Origin of the sequence: Metapseudomonas phytobenefica, from assembly GCF_043392685.1 — a bacterium.
Lineage (GTDB): Bacteria > Pseudomonadota > Gammaproteobacteria > Pseudomonadales > Pseudomonadaceae > Metapseudomonas.
Genome location: NZ_JBHZGM010000023.1, coordinates 60799 through 85584 on the forward strand (window position 1 = coordinate 60799; position 24786 = coordinate 85584).

A 24786-nucleotide genomic window follows, 5' to 3' on the forward strand; every position below is an offset into this window, starting at 1 on the left:
CCGCTCATCCAAGCCGATGAGTGGCCTACCGCACTGGCGTGGCGACCATCGGTCCGTCCCCCTTGAGCGGCGGTGGCGGGGCAACCATAGTGGAAGCCATGACCTCGACCCGCTCATCCGCACCGGCTGCGCTGGAGGGTTTCCATCCCGCCGTCGCCGCCTGGTTCCGCACTCGCTTCCCCGCGCCGACGGCAGCCCAGGCCCGCGCCTGGCCGGCCATACGCGGTGGCGCGAGCACCCTGGTGGCGGCGCCCACCGGTTCGGGCAAGACCCTTACCGCCTTCCTCTCCGCCATCGACGAACTGGTCCATGAAGGGCTGGAGCAAGGCGGCCTGCCGGATCGCTGCACGGTGGTCTACGTCTCACCGCTGAAGGCGTTGTCCAATGACATCCGCATCAACCTGGAAGAACCCCTGGCGGGCATCCGCGCGGAGCTTTCGCGGCTGGGGCTTGCGGATGTGGCTATCCGCACCGCCGTGCGCACCGGTGATACGCCCCAGGCCGAGCGCGACGCCATGCGCAAGCGCCCGCCGCACATCCTGGTGACCACGCCGGAATCCCTCTACATCCTGCTCGGCTCCGAATCGGGCCGAGCCATGCTGGCCGGCTGCCGCAACCTGATCATCGATGAGATCCACGCCATCGCCGGCAGCAAGCGCGGCAGCCACCTGATGCTCAGCGCCGAGCGCCTGGAAGCCCTGTGCGGACGCAGCCTGCAGCGCATCGGCCTGTCCGCCACGCAGAAACCCATCGAGCGTGTGGCGGCGTTCCTCATGGGCCAGGGCCGGGGTGCCTGCACCCTGGTGGACGTGGGCTACAGCCGCGAGCGCGACCTGGCCCTCGAAGTGCCGCCGGTGCCGCTGGAAGTGGTGCTGAGCAATGAGGCCTGGGAGAAGGTCTACGACCGCCTGGCCGAACTGGTCGCCGAACATCGCACCACCCTGGTTTTCGTCAACACCCGGCGCCTGGCTGAGCGCGTCACCCGCCATCTTTCCGAGCGCCTGGGCACTGCCGCCGTGGCCGCCCACCACGGCAGCCTGGCGCGGGAACTGCGCCTGGACGCCGAGCAGCGCCTCAAGCGTGGCGAGCTCAAGGTGCTGGTGGCCACCGCCTCGCTGGAGCTGGGCATCGACATCGGTGACGTGGAGCTGGTCTGCCAGCTCGGTTCGCCACGCAGCATCGCCACCTTCCTGCAGCGGGTCGGCCGCTCCGGCCACAGCGTCGGCGGCACGCCCAAGGGGCGGCTGTTCCCGCAATCGCGGGACGACCTGATCGAGTGCGCGGCCTTGCTCGATTGCGTGCGCCGCGACGAACTGGATGCGTTGGTCATCCCCCATGCGCCGCTGGATGTGCTGGCCCAGCAGATGGTGGCCGAGGTGGCCTGCCAGGAGTGGGGCGAGGACGAGCTGTACCGCCTGATGATCCGCGCCATGCCCTATGCGGACCTGGCGCGGGAGCGCTTCGATGCCTTGGTGAGGATGCTGTCCGAGGGCTACAACGGCCGCCAGGGCGTGCGTGGCGCCTACCTGCACCGCGATGCGCTGAATCGCCGCCTGCGTGGCCGGCGTTCCGCGCGCCTGACCGCCATCACCTCCGGTGGCGCGATTCCCGACACCGCCGACTACGCGGTGCTGCTGGAACCCCAGGGCGTGCCGGTGGGCAGCGTGCACGAGGATTTTGCCGTGGAGAGCCTGGCCGGCGATGTGTTCCAGCTGGGCAACCAGTGCTATCGCATCCTCCGCGTGGAGCCGGGACGGGTGCGGGTGGAGGACGCCCAGGGCCAGCCGCCGAACATTCCCTTCTGGCTGGGGGAGGCGCCGGGGCGCACCGATGAACTGTCGGCGGCAGTGGCGAGGTTGCGGGAGCGGGTTGAAGGATGGATGGTGGAGTCCGAGCGTGCTGATGCAGCCCTCACCCCCGGCCCCTCTCCCAGGGGGAGAGGGGAGCTGTCCGAGCGAGCGGAAGGCATCGAGCGGGCTGTTGAGGGACTGCGCGAGCAGGTTGGCCTCAGCGAAGCGGCGGCGCGGCAGATCGTCGAATACCTGGCGCGGGCCAGGGCTGCGCTGGGGGCGTTGCCGACCCAACGGCGGCTGGTGATGGAGCGCTTCTTCGACGAATCCGGCGGCATGCAACTGATCATCCATTCGCCCTTCGGCAGCCGGCTCAACCGTGCCTGGGGCCTGGCGCTGCGCAAGCGCTTCTGCCGCAGCTTCAACTTCGAGCTGCAGGCGGCGGCCACCGAGGATGCGCTGATCCTCTCGCTGTCCACCAGCCACAGCTTCCCGCTGGAGGAAGTCTGGCGCTATCTGCATTCCAGCAGCGCCGAACACCTGCTGATCCAGGCCATCCTCGACGCGCCGCTGTTCGGCGTGCGCTGGCGCTGGAATGCCGCTGCCGCGCTGGCCCTGCCGCGGTACTCCGGTGGCCGCAAGGTGGCGCTGCAGATCCAGCGCATGCGCAGCGAGGACCTGCTGGCCAGCGTCTTCCCCGACCAGGTGGCCTGCCAGGAGAACCTGGTGGGCGAGCGCGAGATTCCCGATCACCCGCTGGTGGCCCAGACCCTCGACGATTGCCTGCACGACGCCATGGATAGCGAAGGCTGGCTGGCGCTGTTGCGGCGCATGGAGCGCGGCGAGGTGGAACTGGTCGCCCGCGACCTGCCGGCGCCGTCGGCCCTGGCCGCGGAAATCCTCGGCGCGCGCCCTTATGCCTTCCTCGACGATGCGCCGCTGGAAGAGCGGCGTACCCAGGCCGTGCAGCAACGCCGCTGGAGCGACCCGGAATCCGCCGACGACCTGGGCGCGCTGGACGCCGAGGCCATCGCGGCGGTGGCCGGGGAAGCCTGGCCCCAGGTGCGGGACGCCGATGAAATGCACGAAGCGGTGCTGGCCCTGGCCTGCATCACCCAGGCCGAAGTGGCGGCCAATCAAGGCTGGAGCGGCTGGCTGGCGCAACTGGCCGAGGCCCGCCGCGTCGCCTGCCTGCACCTGGATGGGCAGCCGGCCCTGTGGCTGGCGGCCGAGCGGCTGCAACAGTTCCGCGCCCTGTTTGCGGATGCTGTTTTCAGGCCGGCCATTACGGCGCCCGAGGGCTTTACCGCCGAATGGCCCGTGGAGACGGCGCTGCTGGAAGTGGTGCGCGCCCGGCTTGGCGGTTTCGCGCCGCTGACGCTGGCGAAACTGGCTGGCGATCTGCACCAGAGCCCTGCGGACCTGAGCTTCGCCCTGGCCAGCCTGGAGCGGGAAGGCCAGATGCTGCGTGGCCGCTTCACCCCCGGAGCGAAGGAAGAGGAATGGTGCGAGCGCCATCTGCTGGCGCGCATCCACCGCTACACGGTCAAGCGCTTGCGCCGGGAGATCGAACCGGTGGAGCGCGCCGATTTCATGCGTTTCCTGTTCGACTGGCAGCGCGTCGCGCCTTCTGCCCAGGTGCGCGGTGCCGAAGCCCTGGCCACGGTGCTGGGGCAGCTGGAGGGTTACGAAGCCGCAGCCGGTGCCTGGGAAAGCGAGATATTGCCCAGCCGCGTGGCCGACTACGGCATCAACTGGCTGGATGACCTGTGCCGCGCCGGCCGGTTGGTCTGGTGCCGTTTGGGTGGGCGCGGCAAGGTGGCTGCGGGGCCGGTGCGCAGCACGCCCATCCTGCTCTTGCCGCGCAAGAGCCTGGGCCTCTGGCGAGCCTGCCTGCAGGATGCACCGACCCCGGAACCCTCCCCGCGCGCCGAGCGGGTGCACCAGGTGCTGGCCAGTCAGGGGGCGCTGTTCTTCGACGAATTGATGGACGAAGCCCACCTGTTGCGCAGCGAGCTGGAGGATTGCCTCGGCGAGTTGGTGGCGCTGGGCCTGGCCAACGCCGACAGCTTTGCCGGCCTGCGCTCCCTGCTGCTGCCGGCCGCGCGCCGCAGCCGTCACGACCGTCGCGCCCGCCTGACCCTGGCCAATATGCAGGACGCCGGCCGCTGGGCGCTGTTGCGGGGCAAGGCGGAGGAGGGAAACGGCAAGGTTCCGACCGAGAGCCTGGAGCATGTGGCGCGCACCCTGCTGCGCCGCTACGGCGTGGTGGGCTGGCGCCTGCTGGAACGGGAAGCCGGCTGGCTGCCTCCCTGGCGCGACCTGTTGCGGGTTTATCACCGCCTGGAAGCACGCGGCGAAATTCGCGGTGGGCGTTTCGTGGCCGGGGTATCCGGCGAGCAGTTCGCCCTGCCGGAAGCCGTCGGCCTGTTGCGGGAAGTCCGCAAGCGCCCGCTGGATGGCAGCCTGGTCAGCCTTGCCGCCTGTGATCCACTGAACCTGCTAGGGACTATGCTGAACGGCAGCAAGGTACCGGCCGTGCTGGGCAATCGCCTGCTCTTCCGTGATGGAGTGCCAGTGGCGACCCTGGTGGCGGGCAAGGTGCACCTGCTGCAGGACGCCGATCCGGCCACCGCCCATGAATGGCGCGCGGCGCTGATCCGCCAGCCGGCCGCGACGCCACTGGGGCAGCAGTCACGCCGGGCGCGGATGCCGTTGTAGGTGCGGGTTGGGCACTCACCTTGTAGGGGCGAATTCATTCGCCCCTACAGGCGGTCGTTCTTTCCTCGGTGTACATCTAACCTCTTGTAATCGCTCAGAAATTGACCCGAGGAGTGTCACCCCGCGCAACATCTGGCCCCTGGCCATCTCCCGACAGGTTATCCACAACTTCATCCACCGTTTTTGTGGGTATGCGCCGATCAGTCTTCGCTGGACTTATCCACAGCCAGCAAGGGGGCGAGCAAGGTACACATGCTGCGCCAGTGGGAACCTTCCCAGTACAGGCGATTGCAGGCCGAGCAGCTGAGAAAGCGCGAGTAGAGCGCGCCGATGCGCGGCGGCAGGCGCGGGCGGGCCAGTTCAGGGGCGATTTCCTGCAGTGTATGGTTGCAGTGCAGGCAGCGGCTGAAGGGGGCCGCGCTACGGGCCAGGTCCAGACGCTCGAACAGCTCGCGCAGTTGCAGCGAAGGTTTCAGGGCGTGCACGTAGCAGCCGTGGGTGATGATGCGGCGTTTGAGCAGCTCGCGGTCGCGGGTCAGCACGATGCGCCCTTCGCGGGCCGAGATATCGGCGATCTGGCCGTCTTCGAAACCGTTGTCGTAGAGCGTGTCGAAGCCGCACATGCGCAACAGGCTGGCGAGGCCGCCCAGGTGGGCGTCGGCGACGAAGCGCAGCACCCGCAGGGGCCTGCTGCGGACCCTGAGCAACGGGCTGATGTCCAGCGTCTCGAACTTGGGATAGACCGCCACCCGGTCACCGTCGAGTATCAGCCGCTCGAAGCCCACGGACTCGCCGTTGAGCAACACCAGTTCCACCTCGGTATGGGGCACGCCGAGGGCTTCGATCATGTGCTTGACGGTGGCCGCCCGTGCGCAGGCGCAGGTGAAGGCCTGTCGGCGCCGTGCGGCCGGCAGGAAGTCGTTGAGCTCTTCGTAGAAGCGGAATGTTGCCCTGACCATGCAGGAGAGTATGGCAGGCCGTGGCGCGCCCTCCGTGGAGGGCGCGCGAGCGGTCATTTCGGCTGGGCAACGACCCGCAGGTAGGGTTTCAGGGTCTTGTAGCCGTCGGGGTATTTCTTCTTCGCTTCTTCGTCGGACACCGAGGTGGGGATGATCACGTCGTCACCCGGGCGCCAGTTCACCGGTGTCGCCACCGTGTGCTTGGCGTTGAGCTGCAGCGAGTCCAGCAGGCGCAGCACCTCGTCGAAGTTGCGGCCGGCGCTCATGGGGTAGACGAGCATGGCCTTGACCTTCTTGTCCGGGCCGATGATGAACACCGAACGCACCGTGGCGTTGTCCACGGCGGTGCGCGGGCCGGGGCTGGCATTGGGGTGGATCATGTCGTAGAGCTTGGCCACCACCAGGTTGTCGTCGCCGATCATCGGGTAGTTGACCGCGTGGCCCTGGGTTTCCTCGATGTCACCAACCCATTTGCGGTGGTCGCTGACCGGGTCGACGGACAGGCCGATCACCTTGGTATTGCGCTTGTCGAACTCGGGCTTGAGCTTGGCCATGTAACCCAGCTCAGTGGTGCAGACCGGAGTGAAGTCCTTCGGGTGGGAGAACAGGATGGCCCACTGATCGCCGATCCACTGGTGGAAGTTGATCGTGCCTTCGGTGGTTTCGGCGGTGAAATCGGGCGCTTCATCACCAATGCGGATTGCCATGTGTATCCTCCTTTCTGGCGGCTGGTCAGGCTGCCATCGAGGCAGCGGGAATCGTGGCGAGGCCTTGCGCCCTGCCGGCCTATCAGTATAGGTCGGCATCCCGAGGCTGCCCGGAGGAGGGGCGGGCAAACGAAGCCGCCGGACTAGCGGATGAGCGGACGGTGGCGCGGGCAAGGTGGTGCTAGCGTTAGAGGAGGGGAGGTGCCGGCCGGGGGCCGCGCCATGCCCCGCAGCAAGGCCACCCGGTTTGCCGACGCCCACAACCTGTTGACCCGAGCCCGGTGCCCACTGGTACCGAGGGAAGGCGTGCGGCCTTGCCAAACCCCATAACCCATAATCCGCACGGAGGTGATCGCCATGGCCCGTACAACTCCCATCAGCCATTACCGCAACATCGGCATAGTGGCCCACGTGGACGCCGGCAAGACCACCACCACCGAACGGGTCCTCTACTACACCGGGGTCAATCACAAGATGGGCGAGGTGCACGATGGCGCCGCGACCATGGACTGGATGGTCCAGGAGCAGGAACGCGGCATCACCATCACCTCGGCGGCCACCACGGCGTTCTGGAGCGGTTCGCGCAAGCACCTCGACAAGTACCGCATCAACATCATCGACACCCCCGGCCACGTCGATTTCACCATCGAGGTGGAGCGTTCCCTGCGCGTGCTGGATGGCGCGGTGGTGGTGTTCAGCGGCGCCGACGGGGTGGAGCCGCAATCCGAAACGGTCTGGCGCCAGGCCGACAAGTACCACGTGCCGCGCATCGCCTACGTGAACAAGATGGACCGCGCCGGCGCCGACTTCCTGCGGGTGGTGGAGCAGATCAAGAAGCGCCTTGGCCATACGCCGGTGCCGATCCAGCTGCCCATCGGCCAGGAAGAGAACTTCAACGGCCAGATCGACCTCATCCGCATGAAAGCCATCTACTGGAACGACGCCGACCAGGGCGCCAGCTTCCGCGAAGAGGAGATTCCTGCCGCCCTGCTGGAGGACGCCCGCCGCTGGCGCAACGTGATGCTGGAAGTGGCGGCCGAGGCCAACGAGGAACTGATGACCAGATACCTCGAAGAGGGCGACCTGAGCGAAGAGGAGATCAAGGCCGGCCTGCGCATCCGCACCCTGTCCTGCGAAGTGGTGCCGGCGGTGTGCGGCTCGTCGTTCAAGAACAAGGGTGTGCCGCTGGTGCTGGACGCCGTGGTCGAACTGCTGCCGGCGCCCACCGAGATCCCGTCCATTCGCGGCACCCATCCGGACCACCCGGAGAAGGAGGACGAACGTCACGCCGACGACGCCGAGCCCTTCTCGTCACTGGCCTTCAAGATCGCCACCGACCCCTTCGTCGGCACCCTGACCTTCGTTCGCGTCTACTCCGGCGTGCTGAACTCCGGCGATGCCGTGCTCAATTCGGTGAAGGGCAAGAAGGAGCGCGTCGGCCGCATGGTGCAGATGCACGCCAACCACCGCGCCGAGATCAAGGAAGTGCGCGCCGGCGACATCGCCGCGCTGATCGGCATGAAGGACGTCACCACCGGCGACACCCTGTGCGATCTGGAAAAACCCATCGTCCTCGAACGCATGGATTTCCCCGAGCCGGTGATTTCCATCGCGGTGGAACCCAAGACCAAGGCCGACCAGGAAAAGATGGGCATCGCCCTTGGCCGGCTGGCGCAGGAAGACCCGTCGTTCCGGGTGAAGACCGATGAGGAGACCGGGCAAACCATCATCTCCGGCATGGGCGAGTTGCACCTGGACATCATCGTCGACCGCATGAAGCGCGAGTTCGGCGTCGAGGCCAACACAGGCAAGCCCCAGGTGGCCTACCGCGAGGCGATCCGCAAGACCTGCGAGATCGAAGGAAAGTTCGTTCGCCAGTCCGGCGGCCGCGGGCAGTACGGCCATTGCTGGATTCGCTTTTCACCGGCGGACGAAGGCAAGGAGGGGCTGGAGTTCGTCAACGAAGTGGTGGGCGGCGTCGTGCCCCGTGAATTCATCCCGGCGATCCAGAAAGGCATCGAGGAACAGATGAAGAACGGCGTGCTCGCCGGTTACCCGTTGATCGGCCTGAAGGCCGCGGTGTTCGACGGTTCCTCCCACGATGTGGATTCCAGCGAGATGGCCTTCAAGATCGCCGCCTCCATGGCCACCAAGCAGCTCTCGCAGAAGGGCGGCGCGGTGCTGCTGGAACCGGTGATGAAGCTGGAAGTGGTGACCCCCGAGGAATACATGGGCGACATCATGGGCGACCTCAACCGCCGCCGGGGCCTGATCCACGGTATGGAGGACGGCTTGTCCGGCAAGATCATCCGCGCCGAAGTGCCCCTGGGCGAGATGTTCGGCTACGCCACCGACGTGCGCTCCATGTCCCAGGGCCGCGCCAGCTTCTCCATGGAATTCGCCCGCTACGCCGAAGCCCCGGCGAGCATTGCCGAGGCGATTGTGAAGAAGTCGGGGTGAGGCCGGCAGCGGCTTTTGGGGGTGGTTTGTAGGAGCGAATTTATTCGCGAAATAGGGCCGAAGAGTTGCCCCGGTGATAAACGAGGCCGCGTTGCGGCCAATCGCGAATGAATTCGCTCACAGGAAAGGCAGTCCATTCCATCAAAGAAAAACGGGCCTCGAAGGCCCGTTTTCCATTCCCGTTCCGCTGCCCAGGTCAGTCCTTCTGTTTGTTGCGGAAGTAGGGAATCACGTGTTCGCCGATGTTCTTCAGCGTCTCGAGCTGCGCCCACTGGGGCACGGTGCCCATCTGGCAGATGAAGAGGATTTCGTCGGCGCCGGCATCGATCAGGCGCTGCACGTAGCCGATGCAGTCCTTCACGGTGCCGTAGGCATGGTTGGGGTTCATCATCGCCATGCTCGGGTCGGAGAAGTCCACGGTCACTTCCTCGGAGGCGAAGCGCGACTTGATCACCGCCTGGCCGTTGCCGTCGACGAAGGTGTCTTCCTTCCACTTCTCCGGGTCCGGGCGCTCGCCGCCGGCGTACCAGTACGCCAGGGACTCCATGAAGTAGCGCTGGCCACGGATGCCGATGTGGCGGGCCTTCTCGTTGTCGTCCAGGACGATGGCCGGGCACAGGGCGGCGATGTGGCGGTTGGGGCGGAAACCCACCTGGTCCTTTTCGTCACGGTTGTCCCAGGCCTCGTGGTACACGGCGACCTTCTTGGCGATTTCCTCGGGGCCGCCGAAGCCCAGCACCAGGGCGCCCATGCCACGGCCGCCGGCGTTCTTCAGCGACTCGGTGTTGGTGCAGGCCAGGTACATCGGCGGGTGCGGCTCCTGGTAGGGCTTGGGGTGGATGGGGCGTTTGGGGATCTTCACGTATTCGCCGTCATGTTCGATCTCGTCCTGCACGAACATCTTCGGGATCAGGTACATGGCTTCGTCGATCTGCGGCTGCAGGGTGGTCAGGTCGTAGCCGAAGGTGCCGGCTTCCTGCTGGGTGCCGCCCTTGCCCACGCCAAAGTGCACGCGGCCCTTGGACAGGAGGTCGAGGGTGGCGATGCGCTCGGCCACCTTCACCGGGTGGTTCATGGCCGGCGGCAGACAGACCACGCCGTGGCCGATGCCGATGCGCTCGGTCTTGCCGGCGACGAAGGCGAGCATGGTTTCCGGCGCCGACATGTGGGAGTAGTTGGTCAGCGCGGTGTGTTCCACGCACCAGAAAGTGTCGAAACCGAGCTGGTCGGCGAGTACGGCCTGCTCGACGGTTTCGTCGAAGATGCGACGGTCGCCCTCGCGGCTGGCGTCGATCGTCTGTGCCTCGTAGATCAGGGAGAATTTCATGCGCTTGGCCCTTCTTGTTCTTCGATCGGTCAACCCGGAGCCCCGGGCCCTGGGCGCATGGTGTGGGATCGAAAACCGCGCTGAATCCCCCAAAAAGACTAGTCATTTTGATGCCCCGCACAGCAAGACGCCCGCGCGGGGCGGGCGTCGTGGCAGGGAATTTCGGCTGATGTGGAACCGTAGGATAGGTCGGGCGGCGTTCCGCGAGCTTGCGATACCCATCGAATCGCGGTGATGGGTATCGCTCCGCTCCACGCCATCCTACGGGGAACGGGGATCAGAGGAAGAAGTCGGTGCTGTCCAGGCCCATTCCCACGCCACCCAGATTGAGTGCGTATTTGCCCGGGCAGTTGGCCACGTGGGCGCGGCCGGTGTGGATATCGCGGAAGGCGCGGTTGATGCCGTGCTGGCGGAAGATGGTGGAGGCGCCGCTGTTGTACATCAGCGCTTCCACCGCCTGGGCGCACTTGTCCGGGACGATCGCCGAGTCGTAGCGCATCTTCACCCGCTCGGACATGCTCAGCGGCTCGCCGGCGACAGCGCGCCGCATCATCAGGTCGAAGTTGCGCAGCAACACCGTGCGGCATTCATCCACCGTGACCATGGCATTGGCCAGCGCGGTCTGGGCGCCCGGGTCCTGGATGATCCTGCGGCCATCGTTGACCCCGACGCGACCCTTGTTGGCTTCGATGAACAGGTCGATGGCGCCCTGCAGCGCCCCGATGGTGGACGACGACACGGCGCGCACGAAGATCTGCCCGAAGGGCAGGCGGAATAGCGGCGCGGTGTTCACCGCGTTGCCCGGGCTGTTCTGCAGGAAGCCGTCGATGGAGCGGTGGGTGCGGTACTCGGGCACGAATACGTCCTCTACCAGCACGTCGTGGGAGCCGGTGGCTTCCAGGCCCATCACGTCCCAGTTGTCGAGGATGCTGTAGTCGCTGCGCGGCACCAGGAAGGTGCGGTAGTCCGGCCCGTCGCCTTCCTTCTCCGGCGGCACCATGGCGCCGAGGAAGGCCCACTGGCAGTGCTTGCTGCCCGAGGAAAAGCCCCAGCGGCCGCTCAAGCGGAAGCCGCCGTCCACGCGGGTGACCTTGCCCACCGGCATGTAGGAGGAGGAGATCAGCACGCTCGAATCCTGACCCCAGACATCCTGCGCCGCGCGGTCGTCGAACAGCGCCAGCTGCCAGTTGTGGATGGCCACCACGCCCAGCACCCAGGCCGAGGACATGCAGCCTTCGGCGAGGGCCATCTGCACCTCGAAGAAGTCGCGGGGCTCCAGCTCGTAGCCCTCCCAGCGCGCGGGCTGGAGGATGCGGAAGAAGCCCGCTTCCTGGAAATCACGGATGGTTTCTTCCGGCAGCTGGCCGTTCTTCGCGGCCAGCGGCGCACGTTCGCGCAGCACGGGCACCAGCTCTCTGGCGCGTTGTTTCAGGCGTTGGCGGATCAGGTCGTGGTCGAGCATGTTGTTGTTCTCCTGTTGAAGGCTTTTCCACCTATCGCCGGGCATTCAAACAACGGGCAAGCGGCGCGGCATCCTTCAAATGGACCATATGGCCAGCGCGGGGACAGGAATGGGCACAGCCTGATTCTTGTGGGGGCGAATTCATTCGCGAATGGCAGCGCAGCTGCCACCTGTAGGGCCGTAGGGCAGGCCTGCGGCCTGCATAGCGAATGAATTCGCCCCCACAAGTGAAAGCTCCATGTACCGGCGTTCTGACTAGTCCCCTCGGACGATGTTGCCCGCAAGGCCCTGGCGAAGAATCGGCCTCACTGTGAGAACAACAAGAGGGCAGTGCGATGAGCCAGGCCGATCTGAAAGCCGCGATGCTCCAGGCGATGCGTCGTCTGGCCAAATCCGTGACCATCATCACCACCAGCAACGGCCGGGAGCGCTTCGCCATGTCCGCCACCGCGGTGGATTCGCTTTCCACCGAGCCGCCGTCGCTGCTGATCTGCGTGAACAAGACCGCGTCGCTGCATGCCGTGCTGGATGCGGGGGCGGATTTCTGCGTGAACATCCTCGGCCTGGAACAGGAGGAGTTGTCCCACCTGTGCAGTGGCCCGGTGAAGGGCGAGGCACGCTTCCAGCGTGGCGACTGGCGCAGCAGCGAGGGCGGGATTCCCTACCTGGGCGATGCCCAGTCCTCGATCCTTTGCCAGCAGGACGGCAAGTTCAGCTACGGCACCCACACCATCTTCATCGGCCGCATCCTGGAGATTCACAACAGCGCCGAGATCAGTCCGCTGGTCTACCTCAACGGCGCGTACACCACCACCGCGCCGTCCCTGGCCGCAGCCAGCTGAGGAGGCACGATGACGGCCATGGAGCAGAACCCGGAAGCGCCGCTGCGTGTGCGTGATGCCGCGCAGCTGGCCTGGGACGACAGCGCCGACCTGCTGGTGGTCGGCTTCGGTGGCGCCGGCGTGTGTGCTGCGATCGAGGCGGCAAGCCGGGGCGTTTCGGTACTGGCCCTGGATCGCTTCCAGGGCGGCGGCGCCACGGCGCGCAGCGGCGGCGTGGTCTACGCCGGCGGCGGCACGCCGCAGCAGGCCGAGGCGGGCGTGGAAGACTCGGTCGACGCCATGTACGACTACCTGCGCCTGGAAGTGGGTGAGGCGGTTTCCGCCGAGACGCTGCGTGGCTTCTGCCAGGACAGCCGCGCCAACCTGGCCTGGCTGGAACAGCAGGGCGCAGCCTTCCAGGGCAGCGTGCCACCGCTGAAAACCTCCTACCCCAGCGACCAGTACTACCTCTATTACTCGGGCAACGAAGCGGTGCCGAGCTATGCTGCCCAGGCGCGTCCGGCGCCGCGTGGCCACCGCGCGCTGGGGGCCGGCATGTCCGGAATCGCCCTGTTCCGTCCCCTGGCTGCCACCGCCTTGCGCAAGGGCGTGCGCCTGCGCCGCCAGTGCGAGGTTCGCCGCCTGGTGCTGGACGCGGCCGGCAGCGTAATTGGCGTTGAAGCCTGGGAGCTGCCGGCCGGCAGCCGTGCCGCCAGGCGTCACGCACGGCTGAGCCGCTGGACCGATGCCATTCACCCTTATGCACCGGCCCTCGCCGAGCGCTGGCGGCGCAAGCTGCGCGTGCTGGAGCTGGACCACGGGCAACGCCGGCTGATCCGCGCCCACCATGGGGTGCTGCTGAGCTCCGGTGGATTCGTCTTCAACCGCGCCATGCTCACCGTGCATGCGCCGCGCTATCTCGACGGCTTGCCGCTGGGTACCAGTGGCTGCGACGGCAGCGGCATCCGCCTCGGCCAGAGCGTCGGCGGCCGCGCCGCGCGCATGGAGCGGGCCAGCGCGTGGCGCTTCATCAATCCGCCGCTGGCCTGGGCTCGCGGGCTGATCGTCAATGCGCAGGGGCAGCGCTACTGCAACGAAGAGGTGTATGGCGCCAAGCTCGGCCACGCCATGGTGGAAGAGCAGGGCGGCCGTGCCATCCTCATCCTCAATCGCGCGCTGATGAAGGAAGCCTTCGCCCAGGTAGGGCCGGGCAAGGTCTGGTCCTTCCAGCGCCTGCCGGCCGTGCTCAACATGCTGTTCAACGCCCGCCGTGGCCGCAGCCTCGCCGAACTGGCCGAGCGCACCGGCTTGCCGCAGGCGAACCTCGAACGCACGGTCGACGCCTACAACGCCGCAGCACGCGGGGATCGCGACGACGAACGGGGCAAATCGAAAGCGTTCCTCGCGCCCCTGGACGAAGGTCCCTGGTACGCCCTGGACCTCTCGTTCGACAGCAAGCTCTTCCCCTGTCCGGTGATCACCCTCGGCGGCCTGACCGTGTGCGAGCGCAGCGGCCAGGTGTTGGGGGAAGACGGTCAGCCCGTCCCCGGCCTGTTCAGCGCCGGCCGCAATGCGGTGGGCGTGGCGTCCAATTTCTATGTGTCTGGCCTGTCCCTGGCCGACTGCGTCCATTCCGGACGTCGGGTCGGCGCCCATGTGGCGGACCTGGTTCGTGCCGCCATGGCTTCCCAAGGAGAACAACAATGAAACGAGTCGAAGGCAAGGTCTGTATCGTCACCGGCGCCGCCAGCGGGGTAGGGCGCGAAGACGCCCTGCTGCTGGCCAGCGAAGGGGCGAAGGTGGTGCTCACCGACCTCAATGAAGAAGCCGGCCGCCAAGTGGCCGCCGATATCGGCGCCAATGCGATTTTCGTCCGCCAGGACATCGCCAGCGAGGCCGATTGGCAGGACGTCATCAAGCTCACGCTGGAGAAGTTCGGCCGGCTCGACGTGCTGGTGAACAACGCCGCCATCCTCGCCATGGCCAGTGTCGAGGACACCAGCCTGGAGCTGTGGCAGAAGGTCCAGCGGATCAACAGCGACGGCTATTTCCTCGGCTGCAAGTACGCCATTTCGGCGATGAAGGACAGCGGTGGCGCTTCCATCGTCAACATGTCCTCGGTGGCGGCGCTCGGCGGCATGCCAGCCTTCTGCGCCTACTCCGCCTCCAAGGGCGCGGTGGCCGCGCTGACCCGTTCGGTGGCCTTGCATTGCAAGGAGCAGGGCTACCGCATCCGCTGCAACAGCGTGCATCCGGACGGCATCAACACGCCGATGACCCAGGCGCTGACCGGTGGCCAGGCGATTCCCCAGGAGGTGCTGGACCAGAACCCGAAGAACCGCATGTGCGCGCCGCGCGACATCGCCAACCTGGTGCTCTTCCTCGCCTCCGACGAGTCGCGCTTCATCAACGGCAGCGAGCTGCGCATCGACAACGCGCAGACCGTCAGCGGCCTGCTTTGACCCGGAGATGGCCATGGGCAGCGTGCAGCCACTCGTGATCGAGCCCCGGCAGTCCGGCACCTTCCAGCTGGAAGTGGCCGAGGTGATCGCCGAGACCCACGACAGCCGTTCCCTGGTGCTGCGGATACCCGCGGGACTGGAAGAGCGCTTCCGCTACAAGGCGGGGCAGTACCTCGGGTTTCGCGTGGTGCTCGGCGGCAAGCGGCTGACCCGCTGCTATTCCATGTCCAGCTCGCCGGATTGCGACGCCCTGCCCAAGGTCACCATCAAGCGGGTGGATGGCGGCCGGGTGTCCAACTGGTTCAACGATCAGGTGCGCGCCGGTGATCTGCTGGAGGTGCTGCCGCCGGCCGGTCACTTCCATCTGCGCCCCGGTGAGCACGACCTGGTGCTGTTCGGTGGTGGCTCGGGGATCACTCCGGTGTTCTCCATCCTCAAGTCGGCACTGCGCACCAGCCGGCGGCGGATCAAACTGGTGTACGCCAATCGCGACGAAGCCTCGGTGATCTTCCGCGACGAGCTGAAGGCACTGGCCAAGGCCCATGTGGACCAGTTGGAAGTGGTGCACGTGCTGGATTCGGTGCAGGGCTTCCTCAGCGAAGGCGAAGTGCGCCAACTGGTACGCGGCCATGCCGGTGCGGAGTTCTACATCTGTGGACCGGGACCCTTCATGGACACGGTGGAACGCGCGCTGCTGGCGGCGGGCGAGGAACGCGCACGCATCCATGTGGAGCGCTTCGTTTCGCCGCCCGATCCGGATGAGGTGGTGGCCGTGCCCGCCGCTGCCGGCGCGGTCGAGGTCGAGGCTGTGCTGGTCGAACTGGACGGTGCGGTGGCGCAGGTGCCCTGGCGCCCCGGCGAAACCCTGCTGCAGAGCATGCGCAATGCCGGCCTGGATGCGCCCTACTCCTGCGAGGAGGGCTTCTGTGGCGCCTGCATGTGCAAGGTGGAGGAGGGCGAAGTGGCGCTCTCACGCAACGATATCCTCAGCCCCGCCGAACTCGCCGAAGGCTGGACCCTGGCCTGCCAGGGTCGCCCGGCCAGCGCGCGGCTGAAACTGAAGTTCCCGGGGTGACAGCCGGGGGCTACCGCCCTTGTGGGTGGTATTGAGCGTGTATGTCTGTGCCTTTACGCCCGGCTTCGGCCGGGTTTTTTATTGTCGAGGCCTTTGGTTGTGCTGGTCCGGATTCTGTGGGGGCGATTTCAATCGCCATGCGGACCGAAGGTTCGCCCGATGGCCTTGAAGGGGGAAGCTGCGCTTCCTTTTGCGAATGAATTCACCCCCACATCGAAGGGGCTGAAGCCCACCCTGCGGGCGTAGTCCCATCGGACGATCACGCCTGCTTACTCCGGCGCTAGACTCCGCCGAAAACCCCATTCCAACAACAAGACATCGAGGTTTGCCATGGCACGTCTGTCCAGCAAGGTTGCGGTCATCACGGGTGCCGCTTCGGGTATCGGTCTGGCCTGTGTTCGCCGCTTCGCCGCCGAGGGTGCGCAGGTGGTCGGGCTGGATCTGGGGGAGCCCCGCGCGGATGTCGTCGCCAGCCTGGAAGGGCTGCAGCCGGCGCCGCTGTTCATGTCCCTGGACGTGCGCGACGAGGCGCGGGTACAGGCGGTGATGGAAGACGTGGTGGCACGTTTCGGCCGCATCGACGCCCTGGTCAACGCCGCCGGCATCGCCAGCCGTGGCAGCATCACCGAGACCAGCACCGAGGAGTGGCGCCGGGTCCTGGATATCCACCTGACCGGCAGCATGCTCACCAGCCGCTACGCGCTTGCGCAGATGGTCGCCCAGCGCAGCGGCTCGATCATCAACTTCGGTTCGATCTTCGGCCTGCAGGGTTGCGACGGCAACGCCGCCTACAACACCGCCAAGGGCGGCATCAGCCAGCTGACCCGCTCCATGGCCATCGACTACGGCCACGCCAATATCCGCGTCAACGGCCTCTGCCCGGGGCTGATCGACACGCCCATGACCCAGCTGGTCAAGGAACAGAAGGAGTTCCATGCCTACTTCGCGTCCCAGCACATGCTCTGTCGTGCCGGACAGCCGGAAGAGGTGGCCAGCGTGGCGCTGTTCCTCGCTTCCGACGACGCCTCCTTCGTCAGCGGGCAGATGATCGCAGTGGATGGCGGCTTCTCCGCCGGCCGCCGTTTCGCACCGCCACACGCCTGATTACCCATCAATGCCACGGCCGGGTTCGCCCGGCTGTCGCCCCGTTGCGCCCCGAGAAAAGCCCATGACCGACCTGGAAAGCGTCCTGACCATTCCCCAACTGCTGGCCGCCACCGCGACCCGCTACGGCGAATCCATGGCCATCGAGGACGATGGCGTCCGCATCAGTTACCACCGGCTCGACCAGTTGCGGCGCCAGGCCGCCCGCGCCCTGCTGGCGCTGGATATCCAGGCTGGCGAGCGGGTGGCGATCTGGGCGCCGAACATCCACGAGTGGATAGTCGCCGCCATCGCCCTGCAGAGCGCCGGCGCGGTGCTGGTGCCGCTGAACACCCGGATGAAAGGCAGCGAGGCGGGCTTCATCCTGCGCGAGAGCGGCGCCAGCCTGCTGTTCGTGATCGGTGAATTCCTCGGCACCTGCTATCCGGCGCTGCTGGAGGGGGAGGCGCTGCCGGCGCTGCGCACGCGCATCTGCCTGCGCGGAGCGGCACCGGACTGCCTGGGCTGGGACGATTTTCTCGCGCGGGCGGATGAGGTGTCCCCGGAACAACTGGCGCTGCGCGAAAGCCAGGTGGACCAGCACAGCCTGTCGGACCTGCTGTTCACCTCCGGCACCACCGGCAAGCCCAAGGGCGTGATGACCGCCCATGGCCAGAACCTGCGCATCGTTCGCGACTGGAGCGCCATGGTCGGCCTGCGCCCCGGTGATCGCTACCTGATCGTCAACCCGTTCTTCCACAGCTTCGGCTACAAGGCCGGCTGGCTGGCGGCGCTGATGCGTGGCTGCTGCATCCTGCCGCAGCAGGTGTTCGATGTGCCGGTGATGCTCGAACGCATTGCCCGTGAACGGGTGAGCGTGCTGCCGGGGCCCCCGACCCTGTACCAGTCGATCCTGGCCTTTCCCGATCGTGAGCGTTTCGACCTGTCCAGCCTGCGGGTGGCGGTGACCGGCGCGGCGTCGGTGCCGGTGGAAATGGTGCGGCGCATGGGCAGCGAACTCGGCTTCGAAACCATCGTCACCGCCTACGGCCTTACCGAGGCCTGCGGCTTCGTCACCATCTGCCGGCCAGGGGATTCCGCCGAGCGGGTGGCGACCACCTCGGGCCGCGCCTTCCCCGGGGTGGAAGTGCGCTGCATCGATGCCGCCGGAAACCCGGTACCGCCGGGTGAACCGGGGGAGCTGCTGGTGCGCGGCTACAACCTGATGCAGGGCTACTTCAACAACCCCGAAGCCACCGCTGAAGCCATCGATGCCGAGGACTGGCTGCATACCGGCGATATCGGCGTGCTGGACGAGGACGGCTACCTGCGCATCACCGACCGCATCAAGGACATGTTCATCACCGGCGGTTTCAACGTGTACCCGGCGGAGATCGAACAGGTGATCCTGCGCTATCCGGGCGTGGCCCAGGCGGCGGTAATCGGCATTCCCGACGAGCGCCTGGGTGAAGTGGCCATGGCCTTCCTCCTGCCCGCATCCGGTCAGCAACTGGATACCGGCGACTTCCTCGCCTGGTGCCGCGAGCAGATGGCCAACTACAAGGTCCCGCGCCGCGCGCAGGTGGTGGACGTCCTGCCGCTGAACGCGGCGGGCAAGGTGACCAAGGACGTGTTGCGGCGGTTGGCGGTGTAGTTCGGTTCCGACGACGCTTCAGCTGGGCGCCGCGCGCTACCGGACCGCTGGGTGGATCGGTGCGCGCGGCGCACCCTGCGGAGGCTGGGGTGCGCCATGCGCACCAGCCGCGGGTCAGAGCACGAAGCCTTCCCGTTCCATGCGCGCCAGCAGGCCCTGCCAGATCGGCAGTTCGGCCGTGTTGCCGACGCGTTTGAGGGTGCTGCCTTTCATCGCATAGAGCCCCTGGGCGTCGAAGGCGTAGCGCAGGGCGAGGTCCTTGCGGCGGGAGGCGGGGAGGATGTCGTCCACCAGGTTGTCGAGGATCAGGGGCTCGGCATCCGGGGTTTCGTAATAGGTCACCACCATGTGCGCCTGGTTCAGCTCCAGGGCGCGCGCATAGGTGATACGCAGCTTGTCCGGGGCGACGCCCAGTTGCAGCAGGGTGAAGTACTTGGCCAGGGCGAAGTCTTCACAGTCCCCGGCGCCGCTGGCCAGGGTTTCCACGGGCGTTGCCCAGTAGTCGCGGCGTTGCCACAGCTCGCTGTCGTCGCTGAAGCGAACCTGGCTGTTGATCATCTGGTTGACCGCCTGCAACTGCTGCAGCTCGCCCAGTTGGCGGCCGCTTTGCAGCAAGGCATGCCAGGCGTGCAGGCGCTCCTTGGCGGGGCCGCTGTCGCCGTAGCGCTTTTCCGCCTTGCGCAGTACGGGATCGACGCTCCAGGCGGCCTTGGCGCTGCCAGCACCGAATAGCAGGCCGGTCCCGAAGAGCATCAGGGCGAGGAAATGCCAGGACAGGGAAACGCCGAAGCGGCGGGAGGCGGGCTTCTGCAACGGGTTGACTCTCCAGGGAAGACGGCCGGAGCTGGGTTCTACGGTGGATCAATCCGTTGAGCGAATCACCGGCAAAGGAAAATCCCTCCGCCGGTTTTGGGGATGGGCGAACACTAGGATCGCTGCGCCTCGTGCTGCAAGGGGCAGCAGACGCATGGCACGGGTGCGGAGGAGGTGGGGCGGGTGGAAGGGCTCTGGGACGCGCCCTGGAAGCTTTGGCCGATTGTCGGAAAGTCGTCAGGACGCTGCCCGCCGGGTGCGCAGCAATGGGTGCGCATCCGACGGGCGGTCACTTCAGGTCATTTTCCGAACTCGACCCTCTGCTTGTAGATCGGCAACTGGTACTGCTGGGTTTGCCGTCCACTGGACCGCATGTCGTCATCCTGGGTTCGTTGCCCGGCGGCGGTCGGTTGTTCCTCGACCATCCGGGTAAAGCTGTCGCTGGAATCCTCCCTCATCTGCAAGATTTGTTGGTTACGCATCTGAAAGTCGCTCAGGCGATCGCTTCCATTTTCCGCGAGGACCGGGCCAGGTCCTGCTGTCATTGCGAGGGCCAGAAGCAGGCCACTGAGGGCCGTCGTGCTGAATGTCGATTTCATGATCCTTACCTCTTGTTTCCCCCTCTCGCTCCCCTATCGAGTGGATTTACAGGATCGGCCATTGTTACAGGCAGTGGCGAAGGCCTGACGGATGGCAGGGAAATGGACCGACGGTCCAACGCAAGGCATTGAATGGCATGGATATTTCCGACGTTTCTGCCCGAATTAGAAGCAGCGGGGCGGGGGGCTGCGAATCACCGGACCTTTCGTGCACGCAAAAAAAACGCCCCGCCAAGGGGGCGGGGCGCCGCGTGGATTCCTCGTCCGTGAGGATTGGGGAATCGCGGATCAAGCGTTCGGGGAGGTTTCCCCCTGTTCTTTCCAGCCGCCGCCGAGGGCCTTGTACAGGTTCACCTCGCTGGCCAGTTGGTTGAGGCGGTCGCCGATCAGTTGCTGGCGGGCGCTGAACAGCTGGCGCTGGGCGTCCAGCAGGGTCAGGTAGCTGTCCACGCCGGTGCGGTAGCGGCGCTCGGCGAGGCGGTAGTACTCCTCGGTGGTCTTAACCAGGGCGCGCTGGGAGTCCAGCTGCTGCTGGTAGGTGGTGCGCGCGGCGAGGCCGTCGGCGACTTCCTGGAAGGCCACCTGGATGGCTTTCTCGTACTGCGCCACCTGGATGTCCTTTTGCAGCTCGGCGTAGTCGAGGTTCGCCTTCAGGCGGCCGGCGGTGAAGATCGGCAGGCTGATGCTCGGCTGGAACAGCCAGCTGCCCGAACCTGCGTCGAACAGCCCGGAGAGCTCGTTGCTCATGCTGCCGGCGTTGGCGGTCAGGCTGACGCTGGGGAAGAAGGCCGCGCGCGCCGCGCCGATATTGGCGTTGGCCGATTTGAGCAGATGCTCGGCCTGGACCACGTCGGGACGGCGTTGCAACAGGTCGGACGGCAGACCCGGCGGCACTTCGGCCAGCAGGTCGTCGTCCAGCGCCAGGCCCTTGGGCAGGTCCGCCGGCAGGGCGGTGCCTACCAGCTGGGCCAGGGCGTTGCGGTCCTGGGCCACGAGGCGGGTGTACTGCGCGAGGCTGACCTGGGCGCTTTCCACCGCGGTGCGCGCCTGGCTCAGGGCCAGGGCATCGGCGACGCCGACGTCGAAGCTGCGCTGGGTGAGGGCGTAGCTTTGCTGGTAGGTCTTCAGGGTGTCCCGGGTCAGCTGCAACAGGGCCTGGTCGGCCTGCCAGTCCAGGTACGCGGTGGCCACCGAGGCCACCAGGCTGATCTGGGTGCTGCGGCGTGCCTGTTCGGTGGCGAAGTACTGCTCCAGGGCCTGCTCGTTGAGGCTGCGCAGGCGGCCGAAGAAGTCCAGCTCCCAGGCGTTGGTGCCGAGGGTGGCGCTATAGGTGCTGATGGTGTCGGCCTGGCCGCTCTGGCTCATGATGCCGGGGGTGCGCTGGCGGGTGGCGCCGCCGTCGGCCGAGAGGCTGGGGAACAGCTCGGAGCGCTGGATGCGATAGAGCGCGCGGTAGGCCTCGACGTTCAGCGCGGCGGTGCGCAGGTCACGGTTGTTGTCCAGGGCGAGCTGTACCAGTTGGCGCAGCGCCGGGTCCTGGAAGAAGGCCTGCCAGTCGAGGTCGGCGGCGGCGGTGTTCACCTGGGCCGCGCCCTGGCTGTACGCCTCGCCTTCGGGCCAGGCGTTTTCCACCGGCGCTTCCGGGCGCTGGTAGTCGGGGATCATGGAGCAGCCACCGAGCAGGGTCGCGGCGATGGCCAGGGACATCAGGGAACGCCTCACTGCAGGGCCTCCTTCTTGATCGCGGCACGGCTCGCCTTGTCCTTGAACAGCGAGCAGACCAGCACGTAGAACAGCGGCACCCAGAAGATGGCCAGGACGGTGGCGGTGAGCATGCCGCCGATCACGCCGGTACCGATGGCGTGCTGGCTACCGGAGCCGGCACCGTTGGAGATGGCCAGGGGCACCACGCCGAGGATGAACGCCAGCGAGGTCATGACGATCGGGCGCAGGCGCATGCGGCAGGCTTCCACGGCGGCGTCGAACAGGCTCTTGCCCTGCTCGTGCAGCTCCTTGGCGAACTCGACGATGAGGATCGCGTTCTTCGCCGACAGGCCGATGGTGGTGAGCAGGCCGACCTGGAAGAACACGTCGTTGGACAGGCCGCGCAGGCTGGTGAACATCAGTGCGCCGATCACGCCCAGCGGCACCACCAGCATCACCGAGAACGGAATCGACCAGCTCTCGTAGAGCGCCGCCAGGCAGAGGAACACCACCAGCAGCGACAGCGCGTAGAGGGCCGGGGCCTGGGAGCCGGACAGGCGCTCCTCGTAGGAGAGGCCGGTCCAGGAGTAGCCGACGCCGGCCGGCAACTGCCGGGCGATTTCTTCCACCGCGGCCATGGCTTCACCCGAGCTGTAGCCCGGCGCCGCTTCGCCGAGGATTTCCACCGCCGGCACGCCGTTGTAGCGGGACAGCTTGGGTGCGCCGTAGGTCCATTCGCCGCTGGCGAAGGCGCTGAACGGCACCATCTGGCCCTGGTCGTTGCGTACGTACCACTTGCCGAGGTCGTCCGGGTTCATCCGCGCTTCGGGTTGACCTTGCAGGTAGACCTTCTTCACCCGGCCATGGTCGATGAAGTCGTTGACGTAGCTGGCGCCCCAGGCGATGGAGATGGTGTTGTTGATGTCGGCGAGGGAGATGCCGTGGGCACGGGCCTTCTCGTCGTCGATCTGCAACTGGTACTGGGGCTCGTCGCGCAGGCCGTTGGCACGCACGCGGTTGAGCACCGGGTTCTTCGCCGCCAGTTCGAGGAACTGGTCGCGGGCGGCGTTCAGCGCTTCGTGGCCAACGCCGGCACGGTCCTGCAGGAACAGGTCGAAGCCGGTGGCGTTACCCAGCTCCATCACCGCCGGCGGGGCGAAGGCGAAGACCATCGCGTCGCGGAAGCTGAAGAAGTGCTTCTGGGCACGCTGGGCCAGTTCGAACACACCCTGGCCGGCACCGGTACGTTCTTCCCAGGGCTTGAGCATGATGAAGGCCATGGCCGAGCTCTGGCCGCGGCCGGCGAAGTTGAAGCCGGTCACGGTGAACACGGATTGCACGGTTTCCTTTTCTTCGTCCAGCAGGTATTCGCGCATCTGGTCCACGACCGCCTGGGTGCGCTCGGCGCTGGCGCCGGACGGGGTCTGCACCTGGGCGAAGAGCACGCCCTGGTCTTCCTCAGGGAGGAAGGCGGTGGGGATGCGGGTGAACAGCCAGCCCATCGCGACGATGATCACCAGGTACAGGGCGAGGTAGGGCGCCTTGCGCTTGAGTACGCCGCGCACGCCGCGCTCGTAGCCCTGCACGCTGCGGTCGAAGGTGCGGTTGAACCAGCCGAAGAAGCCGCGCTTCTCGTGGTGCCCCTTGGCGACGGGTTTGAGCAGGGTGGCGCATAGGGCCGGGGTGAAGATCAGCGCCACCAGCACCGACAGGGCCATGGCCGAGACGATGGTGATGGAGAACTGTTTGTAGATCACGCCGGTGGAGCCGCCGAAGAAGGCCATCGGCAGGAACACCGCCGAGAGCACCAGGGCGATGCCCACCAGCGCGCCCTGGATCTGGCCCATGGACTTGCGGGTGGCTTCCAGCGGCGAGAGGCCTTCCTCGGCCATCACCCGTTCGACGTTTTCCACCACAACGATGGCGTCGTCCACCAGCAGGCCGATGGCTAGCACCATGGCGAACATGGTCAGGGTGTTGATGGTGAAGCCGAACATCGCCAGCACGCCGAAGGTGCCCAGCAGTACCACGGGTACGGCGAGGGTCGGGATGATGGTGGCGCGGAAGTTCTGCAGGAACAGGTACATCACCAGGAACACCAGGACGATGGCTTCGCCCAGGGTGTGGATCACGCCTTCGATGGAGGCGGAAACCACCGGGGTGGTGTCATAGGGGAAGACCACTTTCATGCCGTCGGGCATGAAGGGTTCCAGTTCGGCGATGGTGGCGCGGATTGCCTTGGCGGTATCCAGGGCGTTGGCACCGGTGGCCAGCTTGATCGCCATGCCGGAGGCCGGCTTGCCGTTGTACTGGGCGCTGATGCTGTAGTTCTCGCCGCCCAGTTCGATCTTCGCCACGTCGCGCAGGCGTACCTGGGAGCCGTCGCGGTTGACCTTCAACAGGATGGCGCCGAACTGTTCCGGGGTCTGCAGGCGGGTCTTGCCGATGATGGTGGCGTTGAGCTGGGTGCCGGGGGAGGCGGGCAGGCCGCCGAGCTGGCCGGAGGAAATCTGCACGTTCTGCGCCTGGATGGCGCTCTTCACGTCCACCGGGGTCAGCTGGTAGTTGTTCAGCCGCGCCGGGTCCAGCCAGATGCGCATGGCGTACTGGGCGCCGAATACCTGGAAGTCGCCCACGCCGCGAGTACGCGAGATCGGGTCCTGGATGTTGGAGACGATGTAGTTGGCCAGGTCGTTCTTGTCCATGCTGCCGTCTTCGGAGACGACGCCGATGACCAGCAGGAAGTTTTTCACCGACTTGGTCACGCGGATGCCCTGCTGCTGCACTTCCTGCGGTAGCAGCGGGGTGGCCAGCTGGAGTTTGTTCTGCACCTGCACTTGGGCGATGTCAGGGTTGGTGCCCTGCTCGAAGGTGGCGGTGATGGTCATGCTGCCGTCGGAGTTGCTCTCCGAGGAGATGTAACGCAGGCCGTCGATACCGTTGAGCTGCTGCTCGATGACCTGGACCACGGTGTCCTGCACTGTCTGTGCCGAGGCGCCGGGGTAGGTCACCTGGATGCCCACCGCCGGCGCGGCGATGCTGGGGTACTGGTTGATGGGCAGCTTGAGGATGGACAGGCCGCCGGCGAGCATGATCACCAGCGCGATCACCCAGGCGAAGATCGGGCGATCGATGAAGAATCTCGACAT

Annotated in this window: 16 protein-coding genes; 8 read left to right on the forward strand and 8 right to left on the reverse strand. The window is 66.6% G+C overall.

All coding sequences use genetic code 11. The features are described from left to right. Positions 1 to 98 precede the first annotated feature (98 nt). The gene (locus ACFW0B_RS18170) at positions 99 to 4511 is read left to right on the forward strand and encodes a DEAD/DEAH box helicase (RefSeq protein WP_449150424.1); all 4413 of its coding nucleotides are present in this window, start codon (positions 99 to 101) and stop codon (positions 4509 to 4511) included. Between the two features lie 200 nt (positions 4512 to 4711). Here ACFW0B_RS18170 and ACFW0B_RS18175 read toward each other — a convergent pair whose 3' ends face one another. Together ACFW0B_RS18175 and ACFW0B_RS18180 are read right to left on the reverse strand one after the other, a co-directional pair. Then, complete coding sequence (locus ACFW0B_RS18175; protein WP_449150399.1) at positions 4712 to 5470, reverse strand: Mut7-C RNAse domain-containing protein; 759 nt, start codon at positions 5468 to 5470, stop codon at positions 4712 to 4714. A gap of 53 nt (positions 5471 to 5523) precedes the next feature. Continuing rightward, entirely contained in the window at positions 5524 to 6177 is a 654-nt protein-coding gene (locus ACFW0B_RS18180; protein WP_449150400.1) for a peroxiredoxin, read from the reverse strand. A 357-nt stretch (positions 6178 to 6534) separates the two neighbouring features. Between ACFW0B_RS18180 and fusA the strand changes: the two genes are divergently transcribed. Beyond that, positions 6535 to 8637 (forward strand): elongation factor G, encoded by a 2103-nt coding sequence (gene fusA, locus ACFW0B_RS18185; RefSeq protein WP_449150401.1) that lies wholly within the window; start codon positions 6535 to 6537, stop codon positions 8635 to 8637. Between the two features lie 196 nt (positions 8638 to 8833). Here fusA and ACFW0B_RS18190 read toward each other — a convergent pair whose 3' ends face one another. Both ACFW0B_RS18190 and ACFW0B_RS18195 read right to left on the reverse strand, forming a co-directional pair. Beyond that, on the reverse strand, positions 8834 to 9964 hold the full coding sequence (locus tag ACFW0B_RS18190) for an LLM class flavin-dependent oxidoreductase (protein ID WP_449150402.1): 1131 nt from the start codon (positions 9962 to 9964) through the stop codon (positions 8834 to 8836). A 277-nt stretch (positions 9965 to 10241) separates the two neighbouring features. Beyond that, a complete protein-coding gene (locus ACFW0B_RS18195) occupies positions 10242 to 11426 on the reverse strand; it encodes a flavin-dependent monooxygenase (protein ID WP_449150403.1) in 1185 nt (394 codons plus the stop codon). A gap of 335 nt (positions 11427 to 11761) precedes the next feature. Between ACFW0B_RS18195 and ACFW0B_RS18200 the strand changes: the two genes are divergently transcribed. The 6 genes from ACFW0B_RS18200 to ACFW0B_RS18225 all read left to right on the forward strand — a co-directional run bounded on the left by ACFW0B_RS18200 (position 11762) and on the right by ACFW0B_RS18225 (position 18521). After that, on the forward strand, positions 11762 to 12268 hold the full coding sequence (locus ACFW0B_RS18200) for a flavin reductase family protein (protein WP_449150404.1): 507 nt from the start codon (positions 11762 to 11764) through the stop codon (positions 12266 to 12268). Between the two features lie 9 nt (positions 12269 to 12277). After that, the gene (locus tag ACFW0B_RS18205; RefSeq protein WP_449150405.1) at positions 12278 to 13954 is read left to right on the forward strand and encodes an FAD-binding protein; all 1677 of its coding nucleotides are present in this window, start codon (positions 12278 to 12280) and stop codon (positions 13952 to 13954) included. Further along, a complete protein-coding gene (locus tag ACFW0B_RS18210; RefSeq protein WP_449150406.1) occupies positions 13951 to 14709 on the forward strand; it encodes a glucose 1-dehydrogenase in 759 nt (252 codons plus the stop codon). The genes ACFW0B_RS18205 and ACFW0B_RS18210 overlap by 4 nt, the downstream gene beginning before the upstream one ends. Before the next feature lie 13 nt (positions 14710 to 14722). Beyond that, on the forward strand, positions 14723 to 15784 hold the full coding sequence (locus ACFW0B_RS18215) for a 2Fe-2S iron-sulfur cluster-binding protein (protein WP_449150407.1): 1062 nt from the start codon (positions 14723 to 14725) through the stop codon (positions 15782 to 15784). Positions 15785 to 16114: 330 nt separating this feature from the next. Next, entirely contained in the window at positions 16115 to 16888 is a 774-nt protein-coding gene (locus tag ACFW0B_RS18220; RefSeq protein WP_449150408.1) for an SDR family NAD(P)-dependent oxidoreductase, read from the forward strand. A gap of 64 nt (positions 16889 to 16952) precedes the next feature. Then, positions 16953 to 18521: a FadD3 family acyl-CoA ligase gene (locus tag ACFW0B_RS18225; protein WP_449150409.1), complete on the forward strand. Its 1569-nt coding sequence runs from the start codon at positions 16953 to 16955 to the stop codon at positions 18519 to 18521. A 114-nt stretch (positions 18522 to 18635) separates the two neighbouring features. Here the strand turns inward: ACFW0B_RS18225 and ACFW0B_RS18230 are convergent, their stop codons facing one another. From ACFW0B_RS18230 to ACFW0B_RS18245, 4 genes are all read right to left on the reverse strand, one after another. After that, a complete protein-coding gene (locus ACFW0B_RS18230; RefSeq protein ID WP_449150410.1) occupies positions 18636 to 19334 on the reverse strand; it encodes a transglutaminase-like cysteine peptidase in 699 nt (232 codons plus the stop codon). Between the two features lie 299 nt (positions 19335 to 19633). After that, on the reverse strand, positions 19634 to 19933 hold the full coding sequence (locus ACFW0B_RS18235) for a hypothetical protein (RefSeq protein ID WP_449150411.1): 300 nt from the start codon (positions 19931 to 19933) through the stop codon (positions 19634 to 19636). A gap of 288 nt (positions 19934 to 20221) precedes the next feature. Beyond that, complete coding sequence (locus ACFW0B_RS18240; protein WP_449150412.1) at positions 20222 to 21655, reverse strand: AdeC/AdeK/OprM family multidrug efflux complex outer membrane factor; 1434 nt, start codon at positions 21653 to 21655, stop codon at positions 20222 to 20224. Beyond that, on the reverse strand, positions 21652 to 24786 hold the full coding sequence (locus tag ACFW0B_RS18245) for an efflux RND transporter permease subunit (protein ID WP_449150413.1): 3135 nt from the start codon (positions 24784 to 24786) through the stop codon (positions 21652 to 21654). Before ACFW0B_RS18245 ends, ACFW0B_RS18240 begins: the two co-directional genes overlap by 4 nt.